The organism is Pelomonas margarita (genome assembly GCF_043555875.1).
Lineage (GTDB): Bacteria > Pseudomonadota > Gammaproteobacteria > Burkholderiales > Burkholderiaceae_C > Pelomonas > Pelomonas margarita.
Map to the genome: position 1 here is coordinate 163,877 of NZ_JBIGHW010000003.1, position 24,254 is coordinate 188,130.

The 24,254-nt window shown below is 67.8% G+C and carries 17 protein-coding genes and 2 tRNA genes; 4 read left to right on the forward strand and 15 right to left on the reverse strand.

Features of this window, described 5'->3' with window-relative positions:
• Positions 1–117 precede the first annotated feature (117 nt).
• Entirely contained in the window at positions 118–1,143 is a 1,026-nt protein-coding gene (locus tag ACG0Z3_RS06695; RefSeq protein ID WP_394396457.1) for an amidohydrolase family protein, read from the reverse strand.
• Positions 1,144–1,159: 16 nt separating this feature from the next.
• Positions 1,160–2,131: an ABC transporter substrate-binding protein gene (locus tag ACG0Z3_RS06700; RefSeq protein ID WP_394396460.1), complete on the reverse strand. Its 972-nt coding sequence runs from the start codon at positions 2,129–2,131 to the stop codon at positions 1,160–1,162.
• A gap of 212 nt (positions 2,132–2,343) precedes the next feature.
• Here ACG0Z3_RS06700 and ACG0Z3_RS06705 point away from each other — a divergent pair, with 212 nt between their 5' ends.
• Together ACG0Z3_RS06705 and ACG0Z3_RS06710 are read left to right on the forward strand one after the other, a co-directional pair.
• Positions 2,344–3,648 (forward strand): MFS transporter, encoded by a 1,305-nt coding sequence (locus ACG0Z3_RS06705; protein ID WP_394396463.1) that lies wholly within the window; start codon positions 2,344–2,346, stop codon positions 3,646–3,648.
• 36 nt (positions 3,649–3,684) lie between these two features.
• On the forward strand, positions 3,685–4,635 hold the full coding sequence (locus tag ACG0Z3_RS06710; RefSeq protein ID WP_394396465.1) for a LysR substrate-binding domain-containing protein: 951 nt from the start codon (positions 3,685–3,687) through the stop codon (positions 4,633–4,635).
• Between the two features lie 92 nt (positions 4,636–4,727).
• On the opposite strand, the gene ACG0Z3_RS06715 is transcribed toward ACG0Z3_RS06710, so the two are convergent.
• The 11 genes from ACG0Z3_RS06715 to ACG0Z3_RS06765 all read right to left on the reverse strand — a co-directional run bounded on the left by ACG0Z3_RS06715 (position 4,728) and on the right by ACG0Z3_RS06765 (position 17,846).
• Positions 4,728–4,804 (reverse strand) — tRNA-Arg (locus ACG0Z3_RS06715).
• 72 nt (positions 4,805–4,876) lie between these two features.
• A tRNA-Arg gene (locus ACG0Z3_RS06720) sits at positions 4,877–4,953 on the reverse strand.
• Between the two features lie 81 nt (positions 4,954–5,034).
• Positions 5,035–6,282, reverse strand: a complete 1,248-nt coding sequence (locus ACG0Z3_RS06725) for a heme biosynthesis HemY N-terminal domain-containing protein (RefSeq protein ID WP_394396468.1) — start codon at positions 6,280–6,282, stop codon at positions 5,035–5,037.
• Between the two features lie 16 nt (positions 6,283–6,298).
• Entirely contained in the window at positions 6,299–7,354 is a 1,056-nt protein-coding gene (locus tag ACG0Z3_RS06730) for a uroporphyrinogen-III C-methyltransferase (protein ID WP_394396471.1), read from the reverse strand.
• A gap of 100 nt (positions 7,355–7,454) precedes the next feature.
• Positions 7,455–8,198, reverse strand: coding sequence for a uroporphyrinogen-III synthase (locus ACG0Z3_RS06735; RefSeq protein ID WP_394396473.1), 744 nt, complete (start codon positions 8,196–8,198; stop codon positions 7,455–7,457).
• Entirely contained in the window at positions 8,195–9,127 is a 933-nt protein-coding gene (hemC, locus tag ACG0Z3_RS06740; protein WP_394396474.1) for a hydroxymethylbilane synthase, read from the reverse strand. Before hemC ends, ACG0Z3_RS06735 begins: the two co-directional genes overlap by 4 nt.
• A gap of 34 nt (positions 9,128–9,161) precedes the next feature.
• The gene (locus ACG0Z3_RS06745; RefSeq protein ID WP_394396475.1) at positions 9,162–11,390 is read right to left on the reverse strand and encodes a DUF6445 family protein; all 2,229 of its coding nucleotides are present in this window, start codon (positions 11,388–11,390) and stop codon (positions 9,162–9,164) included.
• 7 nt (positions 11,391–11,397) lie between these two features.
• Positions 11,398–12,381, reverse strand: coding sequence for a cupin-like domain-containing protein (locus tag ACG0Z3_RS06750; RefSeq protein WP_394396476.1), 984 nt, complete (start codon positions 12,379–12,381; stop codon positions 11,398–11,400).
• A gap of 5 nt (positions 12,382–12,386) precedes the next feature.
• Entirely contained in the window at positions 12,387–13,082 is a 696-nt protein-coding gene (locus tag ACG0Z3_RS06755) for a SapC family protein (protein WP_394396477.1), read from the reverse strand.
• Positions 13,083–13,099: 17 nt separating this feature from the next.
• Positions 13,100–14,647 (reverse strand): tryptophan halogenase family protein, encoded by a 1,548-nt coding sequence (locus ACG0Z3_RS06760; RefSeq protein WP_394396478.1) that lies wholly within the window; start codon positions 14,645–14,647, stop codon positions 13,100–13,102.
• A 157-nt stretch (positions 14,648–14,804) separates the two neighbouring features.
• Positions 14,805–17,846, reverse strand: a complete 3,042-nt coding sequence (locus ACG0Z3_RS06765; RefSeq protein ID WP_394396480.1) for a TonB-dependent receptor — start codon at positions 17,844–17,846, stop codon at positions 14,805–14,807.
• Positions 17,847–18,599: 753 nt separating this feature from the next.
• Here ACG0Z3_RS06765 and ppc point away from each other — a divergent pair.
• Positions 18,600–21,398, forward strand: a complete 2,799-nt coding sequence (ppc, locus tag ACG0Z3_RS06770; protein ID WP_394396482.1) for a phosphoenolpyruvate carboxylase — start codon at positions 18,600–18,602, stop codon at positions 21,396–21,398.
• Between the two features lie 32 nt (positions 21,399–21,430).
• Here ppc and ACG0Z3_RS06775 read toward each other — a convergent pair whose 3' ends face one another.
• Positions 21,431–22,033, reverse strand: coding sequence for a DUF6976 family protein (locus tag ACG0Z3_RS06775; protein WP_394396484.1), 603 nt, complete (start codon positions 22,031–22,033; stop codon positions 21,431–21,433).
• A 273-nt stretch (positions 22,034–22,306) separates the two neighbouring features.
• Here ACG0Z3_RS06775 and ACG0Z3_RS06780 point away from each other — a divergent pair, with 273 nt between their 5' ends.
• Positions 22,307–23,107 carry an alpha/beta fold hydrolase gene (locus ACG0Z3_RS06780; protein ID WP_394396486.1) on the forward strand — a complete coding sequence of 267 codons (801 nt, stop codon included), beginning with the start codon at positions 22,307–22,309 and terminating at the stop codon, positions 23,105–23,107.
• Position 23,108: 1 nt separating this feature from the next.
• On the opposite strand, the gene ACG0Z3_RS06785 is transcribed toward ACG0Z3_RS06780, so the two are convergent.
• Positions 23,109–24,251, reverse strand: a complete 1,143-nt coding sequence (locus ACG0Z3_RS06785; protein ID WP_394396488.1) for a hypothetical protein — start codon at positions 24,249–24,251, stop codon at positions 23,109–23,111.
• Between the last annotated feature and the right edge of the window lie 3 nt (positions 24,252–24,254).

Sequence of the window (24,254 nt, forward strand, 5' to 3'; positions counted from 1 at the left end):
GCCAGACCAGCGGGCGTGCAGCGCTGGTCACCGGAGTGGTGACCATGGAAGAGCGCGCTTGGTGTTGAAACATTGGGACGTGGATGAGTAGCAAACGGTCAGCTGCTGTAGCTAGGCCTATAGTCCCTTGGCCTTGAGCAGCGCATCCAGGCGCGGATACACGCGACGGGCATTGCCCTCGAAGATGGCGTGCTTGTCCTCGGCGCTGAGGGCGTCACACTGGTCGACGTAGCGCTTGGTGTCGTCGAAGTAGTGGTTCGTGAACGGATCGCGGCCACGCACGGCGCCGATCATTTCGGAGCCGAACAGCACGTTCTTCACCGGGATCACCTTGGTCAGCAGCTCAACGCCAGGCTGGTGGTAGACGCAGGTGTCGAAGAAGACGTTGTCCAGCAGGCCTTCCAGCGGGCGCTTGGCCAGCTCCAGCGACATGCCGCGGTAACGGCCCCAGTGGTAGGGCACCGCGCCGCCGCCGTGCGGGATCACGAGACGCAGCGTCGGGAAGTCCTTGAACACGTCGCCCTGCAGCAGCTGCATGAAGACCGAGGTGTCGGCGTTCAGGTAGTGCGCGCCGGTGCCGTGGTGGCAGGCGTTGCACGAGGCCGCGACGTGGATCATGGCCGGCACGTCCAGCTCGCACAGCGCCTCGTAGACCGGGTACCAGCTCTTGTCCGTCATGGGCAGGCCGGTCCAGTGGCCGCCGCTGGGGTCGGGGTTCAGGTTGACGCCGACGAAACCCAGCTCGTTGACGATGCGCTTGAGCTCCGGCACCGAATTCTTCGGTGGCGCCAGCGGCGACTGCGGCAGCATGCCGACCGGCACGAAGTTGTCCGGATAGAGCTCGCAGACGCGCTTCACCAGGTCGTTGGAGATGGTGGCCCACTCCAGGCTGGTGCGCTCGTTGCCGAGGTGGTGGCTCATCAGGCCGGCGATGGGGCTGAACAACGTCAGGTCGCCGCCGCGCTCCTGCTGCAGCTTGAGCTGACCGTTGCCGATGGCCTCGCGGATGACGTCGTCGGACACATGGGCGCCGGACAGCGGCGGTGCGTTGACCGGGTCGTTGGCTGACGCCACCTGGGCGGCGCGCCAGTCGCGAAAGGAGGCGGGAACGGTCGTGAAATGACCGTGGCAGTCGATGATCATCTTGGCTCCGGAAACCTTATGCGTTCGGGTCGACAAACAATTCGTTGATCGCCATGCGGCGCGGCGTCAAACCCTGCTTGAAGGCGGTCTGCTCCAGCGCTTCAATGGTCTTGATGTTTTCCTTCAAGCCATAGGGCAGCGGGTCATACCCCACCACGTCTCGCAATTTCAGATATTTCTTGTCGCCGGCCGTCGCGGCCTCCCCGGAATCCAGCTTCGCCAGCCATTCCTTTTTCGCTTGATCAAAGGCCTTGTATATTGATTGCGCGACCCAGGGGTTTTTGGCGAGGATTTCATCCTTGACGACGATGGTGCCGTGCATCGGATAAATCCCCGTGCGCTTGAAATACTCCGCCTCGATGGGCGCCGCGTTCGGGAACAGATCCGGGTAATCGGTCTCGACTTCCTTCCAGCCCCCCGTCGGCGCGCCCGTGCGGCCGATGCCGGCCGCAGCAGCAAACCCGGCAGCCAACTCGCCCCTGGCCATCATCTCGTGCAGCGAGGTGCCCGGCGCGGTGTGGATGACGTTGGCCGGCAGCTTGAGCTGCGTCACATGCTCCTCGTCGTCCACGACCCAGGTCACCTTCGACGCATCCAGGCCGTACTCGTCGATCAGCACCTGGCGCGTCCACACACCCGTGGTCACCGAGTAGGCGCGCACGCCAACCTTCTTGCCTTCCAGGTCCTTGGGCGAGTTGATGCCGGCGTCCGGACGAACCAGCAGGCCGGCGTGGTGGAAGCGGCGCACGACAAAGATCGGCAGCGCGACGAACGGTGCGCCATAGGCGCGGGCGATGATGTAGGTGGTCGGTGCGATTTCGCAGACGTCAAACTCGACATCGCGCACCATGCGCCGGAAAGCGCCAATTTGCGGCTGCACGGTGACGAATTCCGCATCCACGCCTTCGATGGGAATCGCGCCACTGCGAATGGCCGAGGTATGCGGATGTTCCGCAATCGCGATCTTCAGGTGGACTTTCTCGGCCAATTGACTGCTCCTTGGTTTTGAGAGGTTTCCGCCGCTGTCTGATGCTGGCCGGACCCTATTGATTTGGCAGGCTGAAGCGTAGGAGCGCCCCTCTTCGCAGCCCAGCCACAAAAAGCAGATTCGCTGGCACTTTTTTGATGCTGCGGCGCACCCGCCACGCCCTGGGCACAAACCCTGATGCACCGATGTGCAGCGCCTTAGACTGCGCCGCGATGAATACGCCGGATACCCCTGACGCAGCCACGCCGAAGCTGCGCGAGCAACGTGACTACCTGCGCCTGCTGGCCGCCCGTGTCAGCGGCGGTGCAGCCAACCAGATGCTCATGGTGGCCCTGGGCTGGCAGATGTACGACCTGACCGGCAGCGCCTGGGACCTGGGCCTTGTGGGCCTGGCGCAGTTCCTGCCCGCGCTGCTGCTGACGCTGCCCGCCGGCCATCTGGTGGACCAGCGCGACCGCCGCTTGCTGCTGGCCGCCAGCCTGGTGCTGCAAAGCGTCGTGGCCGCCATGCTGGCGCTGGGCAGCGCGGGTGCATGGGTGGGGCCGGGGCTGATCCTGTCGCTGTCGGTGCTGCTGGGCATGGCGCGCGCCTTGCAGATGCCGGCACAGCAAGCGCTGATGCCCAGCCTCGTGCCGCCGGCGCTGCTGCCGCGCGCGGTGGCTGCGGCCAGCTCCACGATGCAGGCGGCCATCATCGGCGGGCCTGCGCTGGGCGGCGCGCTGTACGCCCTGGGGCCGTGGCTGAGCCGGCAGCTCGGGCACACGCCCTCGCCCACTGCTGCTGACGCGGCGCATTGGGGTGCAGCCGGCGTCTATGCGGTGTCGCTGCTGCTGCTGGCGGTGGCGATTGCGGCGGTGCTGGGCATCGCGCCGCGCACGGTCGCCACGCGCCGCGCAGCACCGAGCTGGCACGAGGTGACGGCCGGCCTGCGCTTCATCTGGCAACGGCCCGTCGTGCTGGGCGCCATCTCGCTGGATCTGTTCGCCGTGCTGCTGGGCGGCGCCACCGCCTTGCTGCCCATCTTCGCGAAGGACATCTTGCATGTGGGTCCCGAGGGCCTGGGCCTGCTGCGCGCGGCACCCGCCCTGGGCGCGCTGCTGGTCGGCCTGTGGCTGGCCCGCCACCCGATCGCTCGCCGCGCCGGCCACTGGCTGCTCGGCGCAGTGGCCGTGTTCGGCCTCGCCATGATCGGCTTCGCGCTGACAACCTCGTTCTGGATCGCTTTCGCCGTGCTGGCCATCAGCGGCGCGGCCGACATGATCAGCGTCGTCATCCGCCAATCACTGGTGCAACTGGAGACGCCCGACGACATGCGCGGCCGTGTCGGCGCCGTCAACTCGGTGTTCATCGGCGCCAGCAACCAGCTTGGCGAGTTCGAGTCCGGTGCCACGGCGGCCGTGCTGGGCCCGGTCGGTTCGGTGCTGCTGGGCGGCCTTGGCGTGCTGGCCGTCGTGGGCCTGTGGTTTCGGCTTTTCCCCGCCCTCGCCAGGCGCGACAGCCTGCACCCGCGCCCATAACATTCAAGCCATAGTGAACAAACGCTCAAGCCGCTGATGGCCGAACTCGACTGGTATGTGCAGATCAACCTGAAGGCGCGCCAACTGCGCCTGCTGGTGACCATCGACACCTACCGCAACCTCACACAGGTCGCCGAGGTCACGCACGTCACCGTGCCGGCCGTATCCAAGGCGCTGGCCGAGCTGGAGAAGGGCCTGGGACTGGAACTGTTCTCGCGCACAAACCAGGGCCTGAAACCCACGGTCTACGGCGAATGCCTGGTGCGCCATGCGCGCACGTTGCTGGCAAACCTGCACCAGGCGCGAGACGAGTTGAAGGCGCTCAGCACCGGCACGGAGGGCAAGGTGCGCGTGGGCGTGCTGCCGGCGTCGGCGTCGGTGCTGCTGCCGCAGGCGCTGGCCCTGCTCAAGCAGCAGTCGCCCGGCACCAACGTGCTGGTCATCGAAGGCTCCAAAGCCACACTGCTGCCCGACCTGTGGCGCGGCCAGTTGGATCTCGTCGTCGGCCGGCTGCCGCCGCCCGGCGAGGTCAGCGGCTTCCACGAGAAGGAACTGCTGGAGGAGCCCGTTCGACTGATGACCGGCGCCCACCACCCGCTGGCGAAGAAGCGCGGCGTGAAGTGGACCGACCTGCGCGACTACCCCTGGATCCTGCCGCCGCCCGAGTCCATCCTGCGCGACCCGCTGGAGCGCGCCCTGCAGGCACATGAGCTGCCGCTGTCGAACAACTACATCGAGACGCTGTCCACGCACTTTGCCCGGGCCTACCTGCAGATCTCCGACGCAGTGGCCGTGATGGCCGGCACCTATGCCAGCGAGGGCCTGCAGGCGCTGCACACGCTGCCACTGACCCTGCCACGCCTGCTGCGCCCCGCGGGAGTGCTGTGGAACCGCGACCGGCAGCTCACGCCCAGCGCACGCCGCGTCATCGAATGCCTGGAGTACACGGCGCCGCTGCTCCAGCAGCGGCTCGACCACGACAGCTGACGACGCGCCGCGCGCGCTGACGCCGTGCGGGCGCCCAAAACAAAACGGGCCAGCGTCTTTCGACACTGGCCCGTTGAACTACTTCTTGTTATTGGTGCGGCTGGCAGGATTCGAACCCACGACCCCTTGGTTCGTAGCCAAGTACTCTATCCAACTGAGCTACAGCCGCTGAAATCTGACGATTTTTATGACGGGCCGGTGCCGATGGCACTGGCGATCCGTTGATTTAATTTTTTATTTTTGGTGCGGCTGGCAGGATTCGAACCCACGACCCCTTGGTTCGTAGCCAAGTACTCTATCCAACTGAGCTACAGCCGCTGCAAGCCTCACAGTATAACCAGATTTTCAGACGCTCAGCAATAGTTTGCTAATTTTTGATGTCGACAGCGCCCGTGGCTCTCACGGAAGGCGGGCCGCCGCCTCGAAGCAGCGCGCGCGGCGGACGTCATCGCCCTCCTGCTCGGCCAGCGCCGCGAGGGCCAGCCAGCTGCGCCGGCGGGCAGCGCTGGGCATCGCGACATCCTCCGCAACGGCATCCAGCATCAGCCGGGCCTTGCCCCACAGTTGGCGCTCGGCCAGCGCATGGCCCAACGCATAGGCCAGCGCGCGCTCGCGCGGGAAACGTGATTGAGCGGCTTCCAGGCGCTGCAGCCAGTCGGGCCCACAACCCGCCAGCACCGGCACCAGGGCCAGCGTCAGCGCGTGGCGATCGTCAGCCGACAACTCGGCCAGGTCGTCGAAGAACGGGCGTAGCCAGCCTCGGCCATCGTCGGGGGCGCCCAGCTGTGCGGCGCAATGCGCTGCACGCGCGGCCACCAGCGGATCGCGGCGGTCGGCGGGATCGAGCTGCTGCCAGGCTGTGCGGAGCTGATCCACATCACGGGCGGCATCCAGCGCCTCGAAGGCAAGCGTGCGCAGCAGACCTTGCGCAGCCACCTTGGAGAAAGCCTGGTGCTTGGCGAGCAGGCGCGCCGTGCGCAGGGCGTCCAGCGACTGGTTGGCCAGGCGCGAGGCCTGCAACCGCAGCCGCAGCGCCTGCGTGCGGCGAGCAACGCCGGGCGGCAGTTCGCCCAGCAGCCGCAGCGCAAGCGCGGAGTCGCGGTCGTCCAGCGCCCACTCGGCAGCCAGCAGCCGGGCGCCGTCTTCCTGGCCACGGGCGCCGCCGGCACGACGGGCAGACTCCAGGGCTTGGCCCAACTGATCGTCGCGGTGACGGCGGTCCTGCAGCCGGTGTGCGCTGGCGGCCGACAGCAAATGGGCCAGCGACATGAAGGCCTGGTCGGCCGACAACTCGGGCGTGGCGGACTGGATGTTCAGCGCCTTCTGGGCCGCCTTCTGCGCACGGCTGAAGCGGGCGCCGAAGAACTCCACGAGCGCCTCGCGCAGCGCCAGTTGGGCACTGCGCTCGCGCTGTGCGAGGCGCCACTCGCGGGCGCGCTTGGGCAGCGTGGTCAGGGCTTCGAAGGCCTGGATGGCCGTCACGATGGCGAAACACCCGGCCAGCAGCAGCAGCAGGAAGAGATTGAGCGAGATGTCCAGACGCCAGCCACCCCAGTAAAAACTGGCAAGGCCGTCGTTGGACCCCAGCGTCAGCGCCGCGACGACAGCGACGACGAACAGCAGGACCAGCCAGATGACGAGGCGCATGGGATGCCTTCCTGCGTCAGCGGCCGGCCGCGGCGGCGGTCAGCGCGGCCAGCGTGTCGTCCGGGCGCGGCACGCTGACCTGACGGGCCTGGCCAGCCACCTGGCGCAGCAGTTCAGCCACGCTGGTGACCTTGCGCGAGCGCGTGTCGAAGTAGCGGTTCAGCATCTCCTGGCTGTCGCGCAGGTCGGACTGCGTGGTGTCGAACTGGCGGCTCAGCAGCGCCAGGCGCGCGTTAAGCAGGCGCAGCTTAAGGTTCTCGCGCAGGAAGAAGCTCTGGTCAGGGGCAATCAGCGCAGCCTCCGGATGGTCGATGCGCGTCACGCGCAGCAGGGTCTTGGCCTCGCCCCAAGCGAGCCCGGTCCAGCTGGACAACTGCTGGGTCGCCTGCCACCACCACAGCGACAGTCGGCCCTCGGCCGCAGCGGCGGCCTGCTCGCGCTGCAAGCGCAGCGCCCGCTCGCGCTCCTTGGCTGCCGCATCGGCACGACGCTCCTCGCGCGGGCTGCTGACCACATCGCCGCCGGTCAGCAGCGGTAGCTCATCGGCCATGCGCACGACCTCGTCGAGCTTGATGGTCAGTGTGGACACATCCACCGTGGCGACGGCCTTCACGCGGTCCAGGTCACGGGCGACGGCGCGGCGCACGCCCTCGAGGCGCGGCTGCTTGTAGCGCAGCAGGCGTTCGTCAGCCTGCTTGAGCGTGGCCACCAGCGGCTCGGCGCTGCCGGTGATCTGCGTCTGCTGCAGCGCCACGCGGATGGCGGCCTCGATGTCGCCGACGACGTTCTCGTCGCGCGAGCGGGACATGGACTGGATCAGCTCCTCCAGCTGGCCTCGCTGCAGCGCGACCTCGGCCAGGCGGGCCTCCAGCAGCGAGACCTTGGCGGCCGTGTCGCGCACGAGTTCGGCGGACTGCTTGGCGGCCAGCCGCGCCTCGGTGGCCTGGGCCTGGCTGGCCTCCTGGCGGCGCACCAACTCCTGCTCCAGCGACTGCTGGCGCGACAGGCTCTGCCAGGCCAGCGCCACACACACCAGCACGGCCGCCCCCAGCAGCGCGAGCAGCCAGGGCAACCACGCAGGCAGCGAGGGGGTGGATGGCGGCAGCGGAGCCAGGGGCTCGGCCGCGGGAACAACAGCGGAAATCGGCTCGGTCACAGTGCGACGGATTCTGTCAGAGGGCCTTCAGGGCCTGCGTCACCGCTTCGGGGTCGGGTCGCGCCAAAACCACAGGATGAAATCCAGCAGCACGGGCGGCCTCGGCGATGCGCGGGTGGGTGGCGATGGCACGCTGGCCGGCCAGCGCCTGGCCCTGCAGGTGGCCCACGGCCTCGGCGCTGCTGAACAGCCAGGCATGGGCCTGCGGGCGGGCGCGCACATCGGCCAGCAGCGTCTGCTCGGCGGCATCGAAGTGCGGGCCGCTGCGGTGGTAGACGGTCACCGCCTCCACCTGCGCGCCCGCCTCGGCCAGGCGCTCGGCCAGCCATTCGCGGCCGCCGTCGCCGCGCAGCAGCAGCACGCGGGCACCGGCCCAGTCGCGCCGGGGGGCCAGTTGTTGCCACAGGTGTTCGGAGTCCAGGCTAGCCGCATCGACTGCAGGCTGGACGATGAGGGTCGCCGGCACGCCGTGTGCGGCCAGCGCCTGCGCGCTGCCCGGGCCCACGCAGGCGGCCAGCGTGTGCGCCGGCCAGGCGGCGCCGCCGGCGCGCACAAAGAACTGCTCAACGGCGTTGGGACTCACGAACACGGCCAGGTCCACAGCGGCCAGTGCGCCCCAGGCGGCCTGCACAGGCGCGGCATCGCGGGCCGGCAGGATCTCGATCAGCGGCAACGCCCTCGCCTGCACGCCCAGCGCTGCCAGCCGCGCCAGCCAGGCCTCGCACTGCGGGCGGGGCCGGGTGACGATGAGGGTGGTCATCCGGGCAGGTAGGCGCCGGCGCCCTGCTCGCGCAGTTGCGCGGCGGCCTGCTGGCCCAGTGCTCGGGCGCCGGCGACGTCGGTCACGTCGCCTCGGGCCTGCGCGCGCAGCAACGGCGAGGTGTGCAGCTCGGCATGCCCCAGCGCCGCGTCAAGACTCAGCGTGGCGCCTTGCCAGCGCGCATGGGCAGCCAGCGGCAGGCTGCAGCTGCCGCCCAGTGCGCGAGACACGGCCCGCTCGGCCTCGCAGGCCAGCAGCGTGGGCATGTGCGCCAGCCGAGCCAGCGCGGCCGCCAGCCCGACGTCATCGGCGCGAATCTCCAGGCCCAGCGCTCCCTGACCGGCGCAGGGCAGCATCTGCTCGACCTCAAACACCGCACGCACGCGATGGGCCAGTTCCAGCCGCTTGAGACCGGCGGCGGCCAGCACGATGGCGTGGTAGCCGCCTTCGTCGAGCTTGCGCAGCCGGGTGTCGAGGTTGCCGCGCAGCGGCTCCACGCGCAGGTCGGGCCGCAGGCTGAGCAGTTGCGTCACGCGGCGCAGGCTGGAGCTGCCGACGACGGCGCCTTCGGGCAGGTCGGCCAGCGACGCGTAGTCGTTGGACACGAAGGCATCTCGCGGATCCTCGCGCACCAGCACCGCCGCGAGCGTGAAGCCCTCGGGCAGCTCCATGGGCACGTCCTTCAGCGAGTGCACGGCGAGCTGGGCGCGGCCTTCGGCCAGCGCGGTTTCCAGCTCCTTCACGAACAGGCCCTTGCCACCGACCTTGGACAGCGTGCGGTCGAGGATCTGGTCGCCACGGGTGGTCATGCCCAGCAGCGTGGCGGTGATGCCGAGTTCGCGGCCCAGGCGGGCCTGCACATGTTCGGCCTGCCACAGCGCCAGGCGGCTCTCGCGCGTGGCGATGGTGATGGAGGTGGGAGCGGTCATAAGCCGTCGATTATCGAGGCCGTGACACGCCCTCTCAGCGCCGGCGGCTCTTGAAGAACGCGTTGATCGTCAGCCGGCCGGGCTCGGCGAGGTAGCCGGCCCGGGCCTCGGCCCAGCGGATGTCGCCGGAATGGAAGATGCCACCGTCGTAGAAGATGGCGCGGTTCCACCTGGCCGGCACGCGGCCGATGACCTCGAAGTGGCGGTTGCTGTCGGTCATGTAGCCGGGCGCGATGCCGTACTTGTCACCGAAGGCGCTGGCATCCAGCACGTCGGCGTCATGGCGCAGGCGCGCGGTGTCGGCTTCAGGCAGCAGCGAACGGAAGAACACCGTGCCGCCCAGCTGCTCGTCCTTGAAGAGGTAGTGCACTGCGGCGGCAACCGTCTCGTCGGCAGCCATGCCGGAGTCGTCGCGGTGGCAGATGCGCTGGCGGGCGTCCAGCGTGGCGGGGTCCTGCACGACGCGCGAGAACCGTGCCATCGCCCCCAGCGACGCGCCAAGCTGCAACGCGCCGCCCAGGCGCTGGCGGAAGAAGGCGTCCAGCTCGCCGAGCATGCTGTCGGGCAGGCCCAGCTGCAGACCCGGGTACGGATGGCCCGGCACGGCCTTGAAGCGCTGCCGGTCGGACTGCAGCAGCGCGACCAGCGCGTCGGGGTCCCGCGCGAAGTCGTCGACGATGTAGACGCTGGCGCCATCGGCCAGCGTCATCACCTCGACGCGGGCGTCAGGGTTGATGTGCAGCCGTGCGGGGCTGCCCTGCAGGTCGGCATGCGGCGCGGGGCAGAACCCGTCGATGAACTGCTGGTGCCTGGGCAGCTTCATCAGCGTGCGGGCCACGTCCTTGCGGATGCCGCCAAGAAAGTCGGCCAGCACGCGGTCGTCCATGTTGCGCGTGATGGGGTGATGGCTGGCGGGCAGGATGCCCTGCCCCATCATGACCTGCACCCAGGAGTTCTCGGCGAACAGCTCGCCCTGGCGCAGCGCGATGCGCGCGGTATCCCGGAAATGCTGGATGCGGTGCTTGAGCAGCGGCGGCACGTCCATGTCGCGGCAGCCGCGCCAGAAGGCCGAGTCGTCGCGCTTGGTCACGTGGTAGTGCAGGATGATGAAGTCGCGCACCACCTCGATGGCCTCGCGCGTCTGCGCGTTGTATTCGTCGATGTCGCTCTGGCGCACGCCGTCGGTGGGGAAGAGCTCCACCAGCCGCGTCAGCCCCTTCTGGATCAGGTGGATGCTGGTGGACTCCAGCGGCTCCAGGAAGCCGCTGGAGAGGCCGATGGCAACGCAGTTCTTCTCCCAGACCCGCTCGCGCTGACCCGGCGTGAAGCGGATGACACGCGGCTCGCGCAGCACCTCACCCTCGACATTGGCCAGCAGCGCCGCCTTGGCCTCGTCATCGCTGACATGCTTGCTGCTGAACACGACGCCGTTGCCGACGCGGTGCTGCAGCGGGATGCGCCACTGCCAACCCCAGGGGTGGGCAATGGAGCGCGTGTAGGGCACGGGCTCGCCGACGCGCGTGGTCTGCACGGCCAGCGCGCTGTCGCAGGGCAGCCAGTGCGACCAGCTCTCGTAGGGCACGCCCAGCGTCTGACCCAGCAGCAGCGAGCGCATGCCGGTGCAGTCGATGAAGAGGTCGCCCTCGACCAGCGTGCCGTCGGCCAACTGCAGGCCGGTGAGGAAGCCGCTGTCAGCGTCCTGGCGGACCTGCGCAATCTTGCCTTCGAGGCGCTGCACGCCGAGGTCCTCGGCAAAGCGGCGCAGGTACTGGCCATACAGCGTGGCGTCGAAGTGGTAGGCGTAGTTGATGCCGTTGTCGGGCAGCAGCGCGAAGCGGTTCTCCATCGCCGCGCGCAGCTCCAGGCAGTAGTCGCCGTAGTGGCTGGCCAGGCCGCGCCGGCGGCCTTCCAGCCAGAAGTGGTGAAAGCCCGCCGTCCAGTGGCCCTGGCCAGTCTTGCCGAAGGAGTGGAAGTAGTGCTCGCCGACGTTGCGCCAGTTCTCGAAGCTGATACCCAGTTTGAAGGTGGCCTGCGTGGCCTGGATGAACTCGCGCTCATCCAGGTCCAGGATCTCGTGCATCAAGTGCAGCGTCGGGATAGTCGCCTCGCCGACGCCCACGGTGCCGATCTCCTCGGACTCGACGAGGCAGATGTCGACCTGCCTGCCCAGGCACTTGGACAGGCCTGCGGCCACCATCCAGCCGGCAGTGCCGCCGCCCGCGATGACGACGCGGCGAATGGGTTTGGAGGCGGGAGTCGTCATGGCAGGCCTATCGGTTGAGGCGGTTGCGCAGCATCGAGCGCAGTTGGCGAGCGGTGTCGTCAGTCATGGACGCGAGGACGCCACGCGCTGCGGGCGGGATGTGGGCTGCGGTCTGCCCGTCAGCGTCGAAGATGTAGTGGTCGAACAGCGCGCGCCACGCGTCGCGCTGCGCCGGCGGCAGGTCGCGCAGCGACAGCAGCGCCATCAACAGCGTGTTGAGCGGCGTGTCCATGAAGGCGGGCGACTGCCGCCACCAGAAGTTGACTAGCGCGCTGATGGGCTCCAGCGACTCGACGCCGTGCCACCACTGGCTGGGGATGAACAGCGCGTCGCCGGGCAGCAGCTCGAAGGTCTGCGCCTGCGTGAGCGCCTGCGCGTAGCGCGGGAAGCGCTGCAGGTCGGGCCGGGTCACATCGACCAGGCTGACGGGCTGGCCGGCCGGCGTCAAGTCCAGCGGGCCGATGTAGAGATTGACGACCTGCTCGGGCGGGAACAGCGTGAAGCGGCGCCGGCCCGCGACCACGCAGGCCAGGTTGTCCGGCAGGTCGAAATGCGTGGCCACCTGCATGCGGTTGCCCAGCCACAGGCTCACCAGCGGGTTGCACGCGGCCAGCGCGGGCACGTCGTTGGCCTGGCGCAGGCCGGGGAAGGCGCGGTCGACCTCGGTGGACCCCAGGTAGAGCGCGTCCGGCGTGCCGGCCAGCAACTCGTCCAGCAGCGCCCCCAGCATCTGGACCTCGCTGCGGTAGTTGAAGCCGCTGAAGTCGTCGTTGTAGAAGAAGCGCCCGCCGATCTCCGGCGCGCCGCGCCACAGGCTCAGTCGCGTGTTCGCGCCGAAGCCGCGCAGGTAGTCGCAGAACGCGGCGTCAGCGCGTTGCGCGGCCTGCACCAGCGGCCAATGCCGCACCAGCCCGCGCAGCAGCACCGGCCGGGTGGACTGCAGCACCTCGGCCGGCAAGGCATCCGCGCTGAAGTCGCAGGGTGCCCGCATGCTGCTCAGGCCTCGCGGGCGAGGTGGCGCTTGATCAGTGGCGTGAAGTTGGACAGCGACGCGATGGCCATGTAGACGGGCATCAGGTAGTCGGCCTCATGCAGCAGGCCCACGGTGCTGGCAGGGAGTGCGGCCAGCCGGTCTTCGTTGACGATGTAGTAGCCCACCAGTTCGCCGTGCGTGCCGTCGGGGCGCTCCACATTCAGCACGAAGGACTCCAGCAGGTCGTTGGCCATCAGTGTCTGGACGAACTCGGTCGTCACCTCCAGGCCTTCATGAAGCGCATGCAGCACCGAGTTGGCGTTCTCGGTGAAATCCGTCGTACCGCCGTGCGGCAGAAACAGGGCCTCGCCCTCAGCACCGCGGCTGACGCGCTTGCTCGCCGTGTCCACCATCATGCGCAGTTCATCGTCGGCCACGCCGATGGAGAACGGCAGGCGCTGCACGGACAGCGGCAGGTAGTCGGAATCCCAGCCATCGCCGGTCAGGAACAGGTTCTGCCCCTCCTGCAGGCCGAACAGCGCGGTGGGCACGAAGCCGCCCTTGCCGTCGGGCTGGAAGACGATGGGGTAGTGCGACTGCACCTTGCGGAACTCATTCACCGTGACGGGCGCAGACATGAAGTCGTCCCCCCACTTCGCACCGCGTTGCGTGACGACGCGCAGGTCCTTGTGCTGGATGTTGTTGAGCAGTTGCAGCATGGAAATCTAGGGTGAGGTCACGCAGCCGGAACACCGTGCGCGTGGATGTGTTGGAGGAGATCGCGGTGGCGCGGCAGACCGCCCAGCAGGCGACGGGTGATGGTCGTCACGTCCTTCATGCAGGACTGGGCCGCTGCGAGCCTGTCGGCACGCAGCGGCCGCGAGGCGGGCCTGAACTGCATGCCATGCAGCACGTACTGGTAGCTGGCGGCGGGGAAGACCTCCTCCGCCCGGTAGAAGTCGTTGCGCGACGGCGCGCGATGCGCCCAGAGCTGCAGCAGTTCACGCAGCGATTCGGGCTGCGTCGACGCGCTGCGGTGCTCCCGCCAGTAGTCGGCATCGTCGCGGCGGCTGAGTACGTAATGCAGCTTCAGGAAATCGATGATGCGAGCCCAGCGGTAGGCGAAGGCCTCGTTGAAACGACGCGCCACGACGTCCATGTCGGCACGCGTCGCGGGCATGTCGTCCCGGATCATCGCGGCGGACAACTCGACCAGCGCCAGCGCCGACGCCTCCAGCGGTTCGATGAAGCCTGCCGCCAATCCCACGGCGACGCAGTTGCGATGCCAAAACTGCTCTCGATAGCCCGGGATGAAACGGATTCGGCGCGGCGTGGTGTCCACATCGGGCGCGCCGGTGCACTGCAGATGGGCCAGCAACGCGCGCTCGGCGGCCGCGTCGTCCGTGTGGCTGCTTGAATAGACCAGGCCGACGCCGCGGCGTGTGGGCAGGCCGATGTCCCACGTCCAGCCCTGCGCATGCGCGGTGGCGATGGTGGCGCAAGCCAGCGGCCCCTGCACATCGGCATGCGGCACCTGCACGGCCATCGCGCTGTCGTTGAACAGCACGCCCTTCTCCGAACGGAAGCCGACACCGTAGTGCTGCCCTAACAGTAGGCAGCTCATGCCTGAGCAGTCGATGAAGAGGTCACCTTCGAGATCGCCATGCTCGCGCGTCATCAGCGCGGCGATGTCGCCGTTGTCATGCGAACGGACCGCCGTGAAGTGGGCCACCACATGCCGCACGCCCAGCACCTGGATCGCATGGCGGCGCAACAGATGTCCCAGCTTGACCGCATCGAAGTGGTAGCCGTAGTTCATGACCCCGCCGAAGTCCGGCGTCGTCGTCTGCTTGGGCGCCAGGTGCGCACTGCACAGATGGGGCTGCGGGCTCACGGCCTCGGCGAATGATTGCTCGCCGCCCACCTGCAGCCAGGCGCCAGCGAGGTCGACGTCGCCATTGCCGTGCGGCAGTGTGAACGGGTGGTAGTAGCGATCACCGGCACCGCCGTGCAACCAGCCGTCGAAGCATGAGCCCTGCTTGAAAGACGCGTCGCATTCCCGGATCAAGTCGAGCTCACTCAGGCCGATGCGATGCAGTGTGGCGCGCATCGTGGGCCAGGTGCCCTCGCCCACACCGATGGCGGGCACATCAGGGGACTCGATCAATGTAATCTGCAGCGCATCGGGCGCGTCGCCGCCCAGTTCGGCGGCCAGCGTCGCGGCAGTCAGCCAGCCGGCCGATCCACCGCCCAGCACCACGATTCGTCGAACGCCTGTCGTCACCTCGGATCTCATCCCGGAGAAGTATGGGCCGAGCGGGCAAAGGGGCGCCCGCTCGGCCAGGGAATTCTGCAAAGAATGTTGGCCGGGGCAAGCGTGAAAGCGCTCACCTCGGCCAACAGGAGCCACTCGGCTTTCACCGGGTGGCCAAGCTCCTGGATCAGAAGCGGTAGCGGGCGCCGATCAAATAGCGACGGCCGGTCTGGATGGCCGACACGAGCATTTCGTTCGTGCGCCCATGCTGACGGATGTAGCCGTCGTTCAGGTTCAGCAGGTCAAGTTGCAGCGTCAGGTTCTTGCCGAGCTTGTAACCAAGGGACGCATCCAGCTGACCATAGGCCTCGGTGTAGACCGGGTTATCGCCGTTTCCATCGCCGATCTTTGCCAGGAACTCGCCGCGCCAGTTGTAGGCGCCGCGAATGGACCAGACCTCGTTCTCGAAGAAGCCGACCAGGTTGGCGGAGTCGCTGACACCCAGCAGCGCCGTCTGCTGATCCGTGCGCAGGTTGTTGAATTTCAGACCCGTCGACACCTTGGTGACGTTGCCCGACACACCGAAGCCACTGTTGCCGAACATGTGCTGGAAGTTCAGCTCCAGTCCCTTGATCTTGTCACTGGGCCCATTCCTGAACGTCGTGACCTGGAAGGCGATGGGCGTGGCGCCCGCAACAGCGCTGGTGATGTTGCCGGCGACTTCCGCAGCGGTCAGCGGGCCAGTCGCGGTCACGCCGGGTTGGCCGTTGAAATTGCGGAAGATGTAGTTGCGGATGCACAGCGGCTGCGTGCCGGTTGCCGTACAAGCGGCCAGCGCGGTGGTGTAGGCGGTGCCGCTGGCCGGGTTGTTGATGCCCGCCACGGTCTGGCTCACGACTGCCGTGGTGACGAAGTTGCTCACCTGCTTGTAGAACACACCTGCCGCCACGTAGCTGGACTTGGCGTAGTAGTACTCGGCCGACAGGTCCAGATTCTTGGACTTCAGCGGCTTCAGCGCCGGATCGCCCGTGGAGCCGGTGCCTCCGCCGTTCGGGTTGGCCGTGCCGCCGAGACTCAGGCCACCCTGCATCTGGTTCCAGCCCGGACGACCGATGTTCTCGCCATAGCTGGCGCGCACCTTCAAGTTGTCAGCCAGATCGGCATCCCAGTCGATACTGGGCAACACATAGGAGTACTTGCCGGTCTTGGTACCGAAACTCGTACTGCCGGAGGGCAGGTTGATCTCGTTCTGCGAGCCCCAGGTCGTCGTGCCCGCGCGGTTCACCACCTGCGAAGAAGCCTCCACCTTGGTGGTCTCGTAGCGCAGACCCACCGAGATGTTCATCGGTACTGCGGTGTCGAAGGCGTGATCCCACTGACCGTAGATCGACGACGACTTCTCCGTCGCTCGCCAGTCGTCACCCTTGGTGTAGTCGGTCGCGGCAGAGAAGTAGGCCTCGGCCTGCGCCTGGGTCATACCCGGCGTGTTGGCCATCTTGACCTGGATGGCACGGGCACGGGCACTCAGGAAATCCACCGTGTAGAAGTTCGGCGTCAGGCGCGGGTCATCATGACCCGGAATGCGGTTGAAGAAGCTGCTCAGGTTGTAGGTGCCCGAGGCGATGTTGGCGAACTGGCCCAGCGTGGGAGCAACGCCGCTCCAGTCGTTGTTCTGATTGTTGTAGCTGGCGGAGCGGTTCTTGGTCTTCGTGAAGCCCAGGCCAGCCACCAGTTTGTTGTCGGCGTCGATGCGATAGGTCGTCCGCGCCTGCGCCTGGTCGATGGTCTGATCGCTCAGGTTGTTGCGGAACTGCGTGCCACTCACGTTCAGCTTGGTGGCGTCGAAGACCTGACCAGGCAGACCCAGGATTGGAAGGTCCTTGTCGTAGTAGGCCGTCGCGTTGCCCTGGTTGAACATCGGCACCGCGAAGGCGACGTAGGTGCCAAACGGGCTGTCCGGTGTGGTCTTGGACTTGGAGCTGTGCGCGTCGAGATCGACGCTCAGCGCGTCGCTGAGCTTCCACGCGGCGTTGAAGCCGGTCGAGTTCAGCTTGGATTTCTGCGCGTACTCGCCCACATTGAGCGCCAGGTCATGCGTGCCGTCCCAGATGGCCGTCTGCACGATCGGCGCAGCGACGGCGCCGGACGTGAACTTGGTGGCCGGGCTGGTCTTCAGGTTGCCGGAGAACGAGTTGTTGAACCAGCTCGACATTTCGGCGTTCTTGGAGCTGAGCGTGTTGACAGCGATCGTGTGATCGACGGTGAACTTCAGATCCTTGGTCGGCGCGAACTGCAGCGTCACCTGACCGTTCAGGCGCTCACGCTCCATGCCTGTCAGCGAGTAACGCAGTTCGCGCGACGTGGCGTACAGGCCGGCCGGCTGGTTGACGATGTTGCCGGTCGGACTGACCGCCTTGACTGCCGGGTCATTGGTGCCCCAGCCGTTCTGCGTGTAGGCCTTGTTGGACCCGGAGTCGCGCTTGGAATAGCTACCGCTGATGGCAATACCCAAGGTGCGGTTGCCGAAGGTGTCGCTGTAAATGCCGGAGATCTCCGGCGTCAGCTTGTCGCCTTGCAGCGGTCCGGGAAGACGCCCGGTGGACGCGTCGTAGTTGGCCTTCACGCCGATGCTGGCGATGCGCTCGCGCACATCCAGCGGGCGGGCCGTCTTGACGTTGATGGTGGCGCCGATGCCGCCGGTGGGAGACTCGGCACGCGCCGTCTTGTACACCTCCAGCGCAGAGATGGAGTCCGCCGACAGGTTGGCGAAGTCGAAAGCGCGCGAACCATTGGCGCCCTGATTCTCCCAGCCGATGACGGCGGTGGGCATCTGGCGGCCGTTCAGCAGCACCATGTTGAAGTCGGGGCCGACACCGCGGACCGTGACCTGGGAGCCCTCACCGCTGGCGGAACGGTCGATGGACACACCGGCGATGCGCTGCATCGACTCAGCAAGGTTGGTGTCGGGGAACTTGCCGATGTCTTCGGCCACGATGCCATCCACCAAGCCGCGCGACTCGCGCTTGAGCGTGACGGCGCTGTCCAGCGACTTGCGGATGCCCGTGACGACCACGGTTTCCAACGACTGCGTGCCTGCTGCTGCAGTCGCCTGCTGCGCCTGAACGGCGCCCGCGCCACCCAGTAGCGCGAGCGTGGATGCCAGGGCCACCGGATTCAGCCGTACGCGCGCTGCCGACCGCCGGCTCTTCAAGGTTTGGTGATGCTTCATTTGTCTCCTTGCTTGTGTTGACCGTGATCACGCCTGGGACAGCAGATTCACGGCCTGTTGATGTCAGCAACTGTTAGCGATACCAACAGGTGCTGCGAGAGGCTGCCATCTCAAGCCACAGCCGGACTTTATTTTCTTGGATACCGCAATCCTGCTGGGGTTTACCTGCGTAGCGACGCTGCCACAGGCCGTCTCATCCTCCCAACGATCGTGCGTTTCCAGCCGTCAGAACCGGGCTCGCTCGCACGGAACGACAGGCGCTTGAAAACACAAAACTGATAGCGATCCCATAAACGACAGGGATCGCCGCCCCAAGGGGCCGATCTTGAAATAGACAACGTTGTCAACGGTAGTCGATTCTGTTTTGGGGCGCAATCGGGTTTGCAAGGTTGAACGACCTTCACAGGCTCAGACCTTCCCGCCATGACGGGCCAAGCGCCTGCCCTTGCGCAAAGCGTCGATTGACCCCAACCGGGGCGCCCTCCCCCTCCCCTCATCGACGCCCACCGACTGACGCACTTGCGCAACATCCCCTTCGCCGACGCCGAAGTTCGGCGACACGCCATCGACATCTACACATTGCTCACCCTTGGATCACCGGCCAGACGGGCACAAACACTGCTTTCCAAAGCCCGCGTCGCACACGCGATACAGCGCGCGAGACGGCATCTCGCCCAGCAGGAAACTGCTAGAGTGACATTTTGGTAACTTCGTTACCTTTTTGATTTTCACCTTCTGACCGGACGACCCGCCATGCCCTCACGAGCCGCCCCTTCCCGCCCCGATGTCGACAAGAAGACGGACAAAAACGAGCCGTTGGTCGCCGATATCCGCTTGCTGGGCCGCCTGCTCGGCGACGTGATCCGGGAGCAGGAAGGCCGCGAAGCCTTCGAGTTGATCGAGCGCGTGCGCCAGTTGTCTGTGGCTTACCGCCACAAGCACGACAAGGAAGCCGGCAAGCGCTTCGACAAGCTGCTGAAGAGCCTGTCGGGCGACCAGGCCGTCAGCGTCATCCGCGCGTTCAGCTACTTCTCGCACCTGGCCAACATCGCCGAGGACCGCCACCACATCCGCCGCCGCGACGTGCACGAGCGCGCCGGCAGCCTGCAGCCCGGCTCGCTGGCCTACTGCCTGGAACATCTGCACGAGGCCGGCATCCGCCCGACCGAGATCGCCGAAGTGTTGCAGCGCGGCTTCATCTCTCCGGTGCTGACGGCCCACCCGACCGAAGTGCAGCGCAAGAGCATCCTGGACGCCGAGCGCGCCGTCGCCGGCCTGCTGGAGCAGCGCGACCGTGACGGCACCGAGCGCGAGCAGCGCGAGACCGAGAGCCTGCTGCGCGCCCGCATCACGCAGCTGTGGCAGACGCGCATGCTGCGCTACTCCAAGCTGACGGTGGCCGACGAGATCGAGAACGCGCTGTCGTACTACCACTCGACCTTCCTGCGCCAGATCCCCAAGCTCTATGCCGAGCTGGAGGAGCACCTGCCCGGCACCAAGCTACCCAGCTTCCTGCGCATGGGCAACTGGATCGGTGGCGACCGTGACGGCAACCCCAACGTCGGTGCCGCAACGCTGAAGCGCGCGATGCAGCGCCAGAGCGAGGTCGCGCTGCGCCACTACCTGACCGAGCTGCACGAACTGGGCGCCGACCTGTCCATCTCGCTGCGCCTGACCGGCGTGTCGGCCGACATGCAAGCGCTGGCCGAACGCAGCCCCGACCAGAACGCCCACCGACTGGACGAGCCCTACCGCCGCGCGCTCACCGGCATGTACGCCCGCCTGGCCGCCACCTTGCACGAGCTGACAGGCACCGAGGCGCTGCGCCACGCCGTCGCGCCGCAGGACCCCTACCGCACACCCGACGAACTGCTGGCCGACCTGCGCATCATCGAGGCGTCCCTCAAGACCCACCACGCGGAGGCGCTGATCGCGCCGCGCCTGGCGCCGCTGATGCGCGCCGTGCAGGTGTTCGGCTTCCACCTCGCCACGCTGGACCTGCGCCAAAGCAGTGACCAGCACGAGCTGGTGCTGGCCGAGCTGCTGACCGTCGCGCGCATCGAGAGCGACTACTCGGCGCTGGACGAGGCCGCAAAGCGCGAACTGCTGCTGAAGCTGCTCAACGACGCCCGCCCGCTGCGCGTCATCGGCGCCAGCTACACCGACAAGACCCAGTTCGAACTCGCCACCTTCGAGGCCGCCCGCGAGGCGCTGGCTCGCTTCGGCCGCGAAGCGCTGCGCCACTACATCATCAGCCACACCGAGTCCGTGAGCGACCTGCTGGAAGTGGCGCTGCTGCTGAAGGAAACCGGCCTGCTGCGCGGCGTACTCGCCGAATACGCAACCAGCGACCTCATCATCGTGCCGCTGTTCGAGACTATCGGCGACCTGCGCATTGCGCCGGAAATCATGCGCGAGTTCTACGCGCTGCCCGGCGTGCGCGGCCTGGTGGACCGCTCGGGCGGCGAGCAGGACATCATGCTGGGCTACTCCGACAGCAACAAGGACGGCGGCATGTTCACGTCGTCGTGGGAGCTGTACCGCGCCGAAATCGCGCTGGTCGAGCTGTTCGACGAACTCAAGCGCGTCGGCCCCATCACGCTGCGCCTGTTCCACGGCCGCGGCGGCACCGTGGGCCGTGGCGGCGGCCCGAGCTACCAGGCCATCCTGGCCCAGCCCCCGGGCACCGTGAACGGCCAGATCCGCCTGACCGAACAGGGCGAGGTCATCGCCTCCAAGTACGCCCATCCCGAGATCGGCCGCCGCAACCTGGAGACGCTGGTCGCCGCTACGCTGGAAGCCACGCTGCTGCACCCCACGCAGAGCGCGCCCAAGAGCTTCCTGCAGGCCGCGCAGGCGCTGTCGGACGCCAGTTTCGACGCCTACCGCAAGCTGGTCTACGGCACGCCGGGCTTTGCCGACTACTTCTTCGCGTCCACGCCCATCCGCGAGATCGCCGAGCTGAACATCGGCTCGCGCCCCGCCTCGCGAAAGGCCACGCGGGCCATCGAAGACCTGCGCGCCATCCCCTGGGGCTTCTCGTGGGGCCAGGCGCGCGTGGCGCTGCCGGGCTGGTGTGGCTTCGGCTCGGGCGTGGAGGCATTCCTCGGCGACGAGCCGACCCAGCGCGCCAAGAACCTTGCGCTGCTCAAGCGCATGCTGAAGGGCTGGCCGTTCTTCCGCGCCGTGCTGTCCAACCTCGACATGGTGCTGGCCAAGGCCGACCTAGCGCTGGCCGAGCGCTACGTCGAGCTGGTGGAAGACAAGAAGCTGGGCAAGCGCATCTTCGCGGCCATCAAGGAAGAATTCGAGCGGACGCAAACGGCGCTGGGCCTCATCACCGGCGACGCCAAGCGCCTGGCGGCCAACCCGTCACTGGCCCGCTCCATCGAGCACCGATTCCCCTACATCGACCCGCTGAACCACCTGCAGGTCGAGCTGATGCGCCGCTACCGCCACATCGCCAAGGACGACCCGGCAATGGAGCGCGTGCAACGCGGCATCCACCTGTCCATCAACGGCATCGCCGCTGGCCTGCGCAACACGGGCTGACGACGGCGCGGCAGCGCCGGGTTGCCGGCCGCTCAGGCCATCAAACCCGCAGCGGCCATGCTGCCGGCGCCCACCGTGGCCGAACCGCTGTGTGCGAAGCACAGCACGTCCAGGCCGCGCGGGGCCATCAGGCGCGCCACCCCGTCGCCCAGCAACATGCCCTGAGGCACACGTGCATGGGCAACGACGGCGCCCTCCGCCAGCTTCTGCCCTGTCTTGCCGAAGTACACCAGCGGCTGGCGAAGTCCCCGGCGGGCGGAGTCCACCGAGGCCACCCAGCCCACCGTCGGGCGCGGCGTGACGCCGGGCTCATCACCGAACTCCGAGGCAAAGCGCAGATGCGCCGAGCCGCCGTCCGGCACGATCACCAAGCTGTAACCCTGCGCCGGCGCATGCGCGCTGATCGCGGCCATGCGCTCCAAGTCGTAGTACTGCACCGACGTCAGGCCCCGTGCGGGCAACTCGGTCACGAAGACCTGCCGCTCCGTGCTCGCGCACACCTTGGCGTCCTTCATGTGGGGCGCGGTACCGCCAATCCAGGCGCCGATCGGCAGCTGGTCCAGCGCCTCCTCCACACCCGTGATCGCGAGCGCCCGGCCTGTACGGATCAGGCGCACGACAGCATCGATGGTCATCAGTTGGTTCACAGTGATGTTCCCGTCGGCAGGCCGGCCCCACGCTCGACACCCGCGGCACCCGCGACACGCGGCGTCGCTGGAATCGAGGGGCGGCGAAAGGCTCGACACACCATGATGTTCAAAAATTCAAATTTACCTTTTGTGTCGTTATATTTGATTTATTTGATACAAATCATCTGCACAGAAGTGACGAATTTCACGGCTTGAGTCCCGCCGGGCTGGCCCCGCTGCGCGCCCGTACGATGGCCGGCCGACCGCCATGAACTTGCCATGACCGACATCGCACCCCATTCGCCCATCGTCTGCCTGCACTCCAGCGGCGCCAGCGGCCGGCAATGGCGCCGGCTCATCGCCGACGCCACCGCCCAGGGCCTGAGCGGCCCCTGGCATGCGCCGGACTTCATGGGCCACGGCGGGCGGGCTGGCTGGCCCGACGGCGCGCCAGGCGACCTGCGCACCGAAGCCCAGGCCGTGCTGGCCGCGCTGGACCTGCCGCCCGATCAGCCCCTGCACCTCGTGGGCCACAGCTATGGCGGCGCCACCGCGCTGCAAATGGCCCTGCTGCTACCGCAGCGCGTGCGCTCGCTGACGCTGTACGAGCCGGTCGCCTTCGGCATGCTGGATGAGGGTGAACCGGCCCTGCACGAAGCCCGGCAGGTGGCGCAGACGGTGGAGGCTGACTTGGATCGCGGCGACCTGGACGCCGCCGCCCGCGGCTTCGTCGGCTACTGGCAGGGCCGCGACATCTGGCCTGAGCTGGATGCCGCCCAGCGCGCCCGCCTCGCCGAGCCCATGCCAACCATCCGCCGCCACTTCGAAGGCCTGTACGCCGCGCGCTGGCGCGACGACGAGCTCGCCCGCCTGCAGATGCCCGTGCAGCTGATCTGCGGCGGCGCCACGCGCGACAGCGCCCGCGCCGTGGCGCAAACGCTGGCCCGCCGCCTACCCCGGGCGCAGCTTGCCTGGCTGGACGACGGCGCCCACCTCGCGCCACTCAGCGAGCCAGAGCGCGTGAACCCGCTGATCCTCGCCCACCTGCGCGCGGTACAGGCCATGTCAAGCGACCACTGAATCAGCGCGACGCGGCCTTTGCAGGCACCAACGACAGCGCGAAAGCCAACTCCCCTCGGCTGGCCACGTCACGGGCGAACTGCGTCGTGCGTTGCATCGCCGCGCAGTCCATGCCGACGGCAGCGATCGTCAGGTCGCCGAGCCGCTCTCGCGCGGCCTTGATCGTGGCGGCGTCCAGCGCCTGCTGATCGCGCGGCACGCCCACGCGATCCGCCAGCGTCTGCGCCACCGACGCCTCCAGCAGATCTGTCGCGCCCGCCAGCGCCTGGCGGGCGAACGCGCGGCAGTGCGCCAGGCGCGTGGCGTCCGCGAGCGCATCCCCCTTGCAAACGCGTAGCGGAAAAGCCATGTCAAAGCCGGTCATCGCCAAGTCCATCGAGAGCACGGCCATCAGCGCATGCCCCACCCCGCCCAGGTCCGGCACCGCGTCCGCCACGGCCACCACCTCGGCCGCCAGCAGCCCGCGCACACGCGAAAAGCGCGGGCGCGCCGCCGCCTCGGCCAAGGCCGCATCGACACCGGCAGCATCCTTGCGTTGGCGGGCAGCATCCATCAAGCGCAGCCACGGCCGAGCGTCCGACGGATCCAACGCAGCCCAACGCTGCGGCGTCAGGCGCGCACAGTTCGCCGTGTCGCCACCAGGGCCGCCGCAGGCCATCAACGCCATCTGGTACGCCTGTGCATCGCGGCTGCGCTCAGCCAGAAGCGCGGCACCGTCCCGGTCTTGCATCAGCAGTCGCGCCGCGACCTGCTGGCGATCGTTGCCCGCCGCCAACCGGGCAGCGATCTTGGCCAGCGCCTGCTTGCCCACTTGCGCCATCTCCTGATTCAGACGCTCGGCCTGAACTTCCCCCCATGCCGGCTCTGCCCTCCAGCGCCGCAACTCAGCAGCCGGAACGTGCCCCACGCCACACACCTGTAGGCCGTCTTGCGGAATCTCCAGGTCATCGCCCGACGGCGCGGCGCCAGCCTGGGCCCCGCTGCCTACCGGACTGACGGGCAGCGGCGCAGCCGCAGCAGCATGCCGGCCCTCGTGAGGCCCAACAGCAGCAACCGCAGCGCCGTCTGCGGCGGTTGCCGCCGGCACCGTCACGGCGGCCTCCCACCACTGCGCCCCCGCCAGCCCCAGCCCCCCGGCCAGCATCAG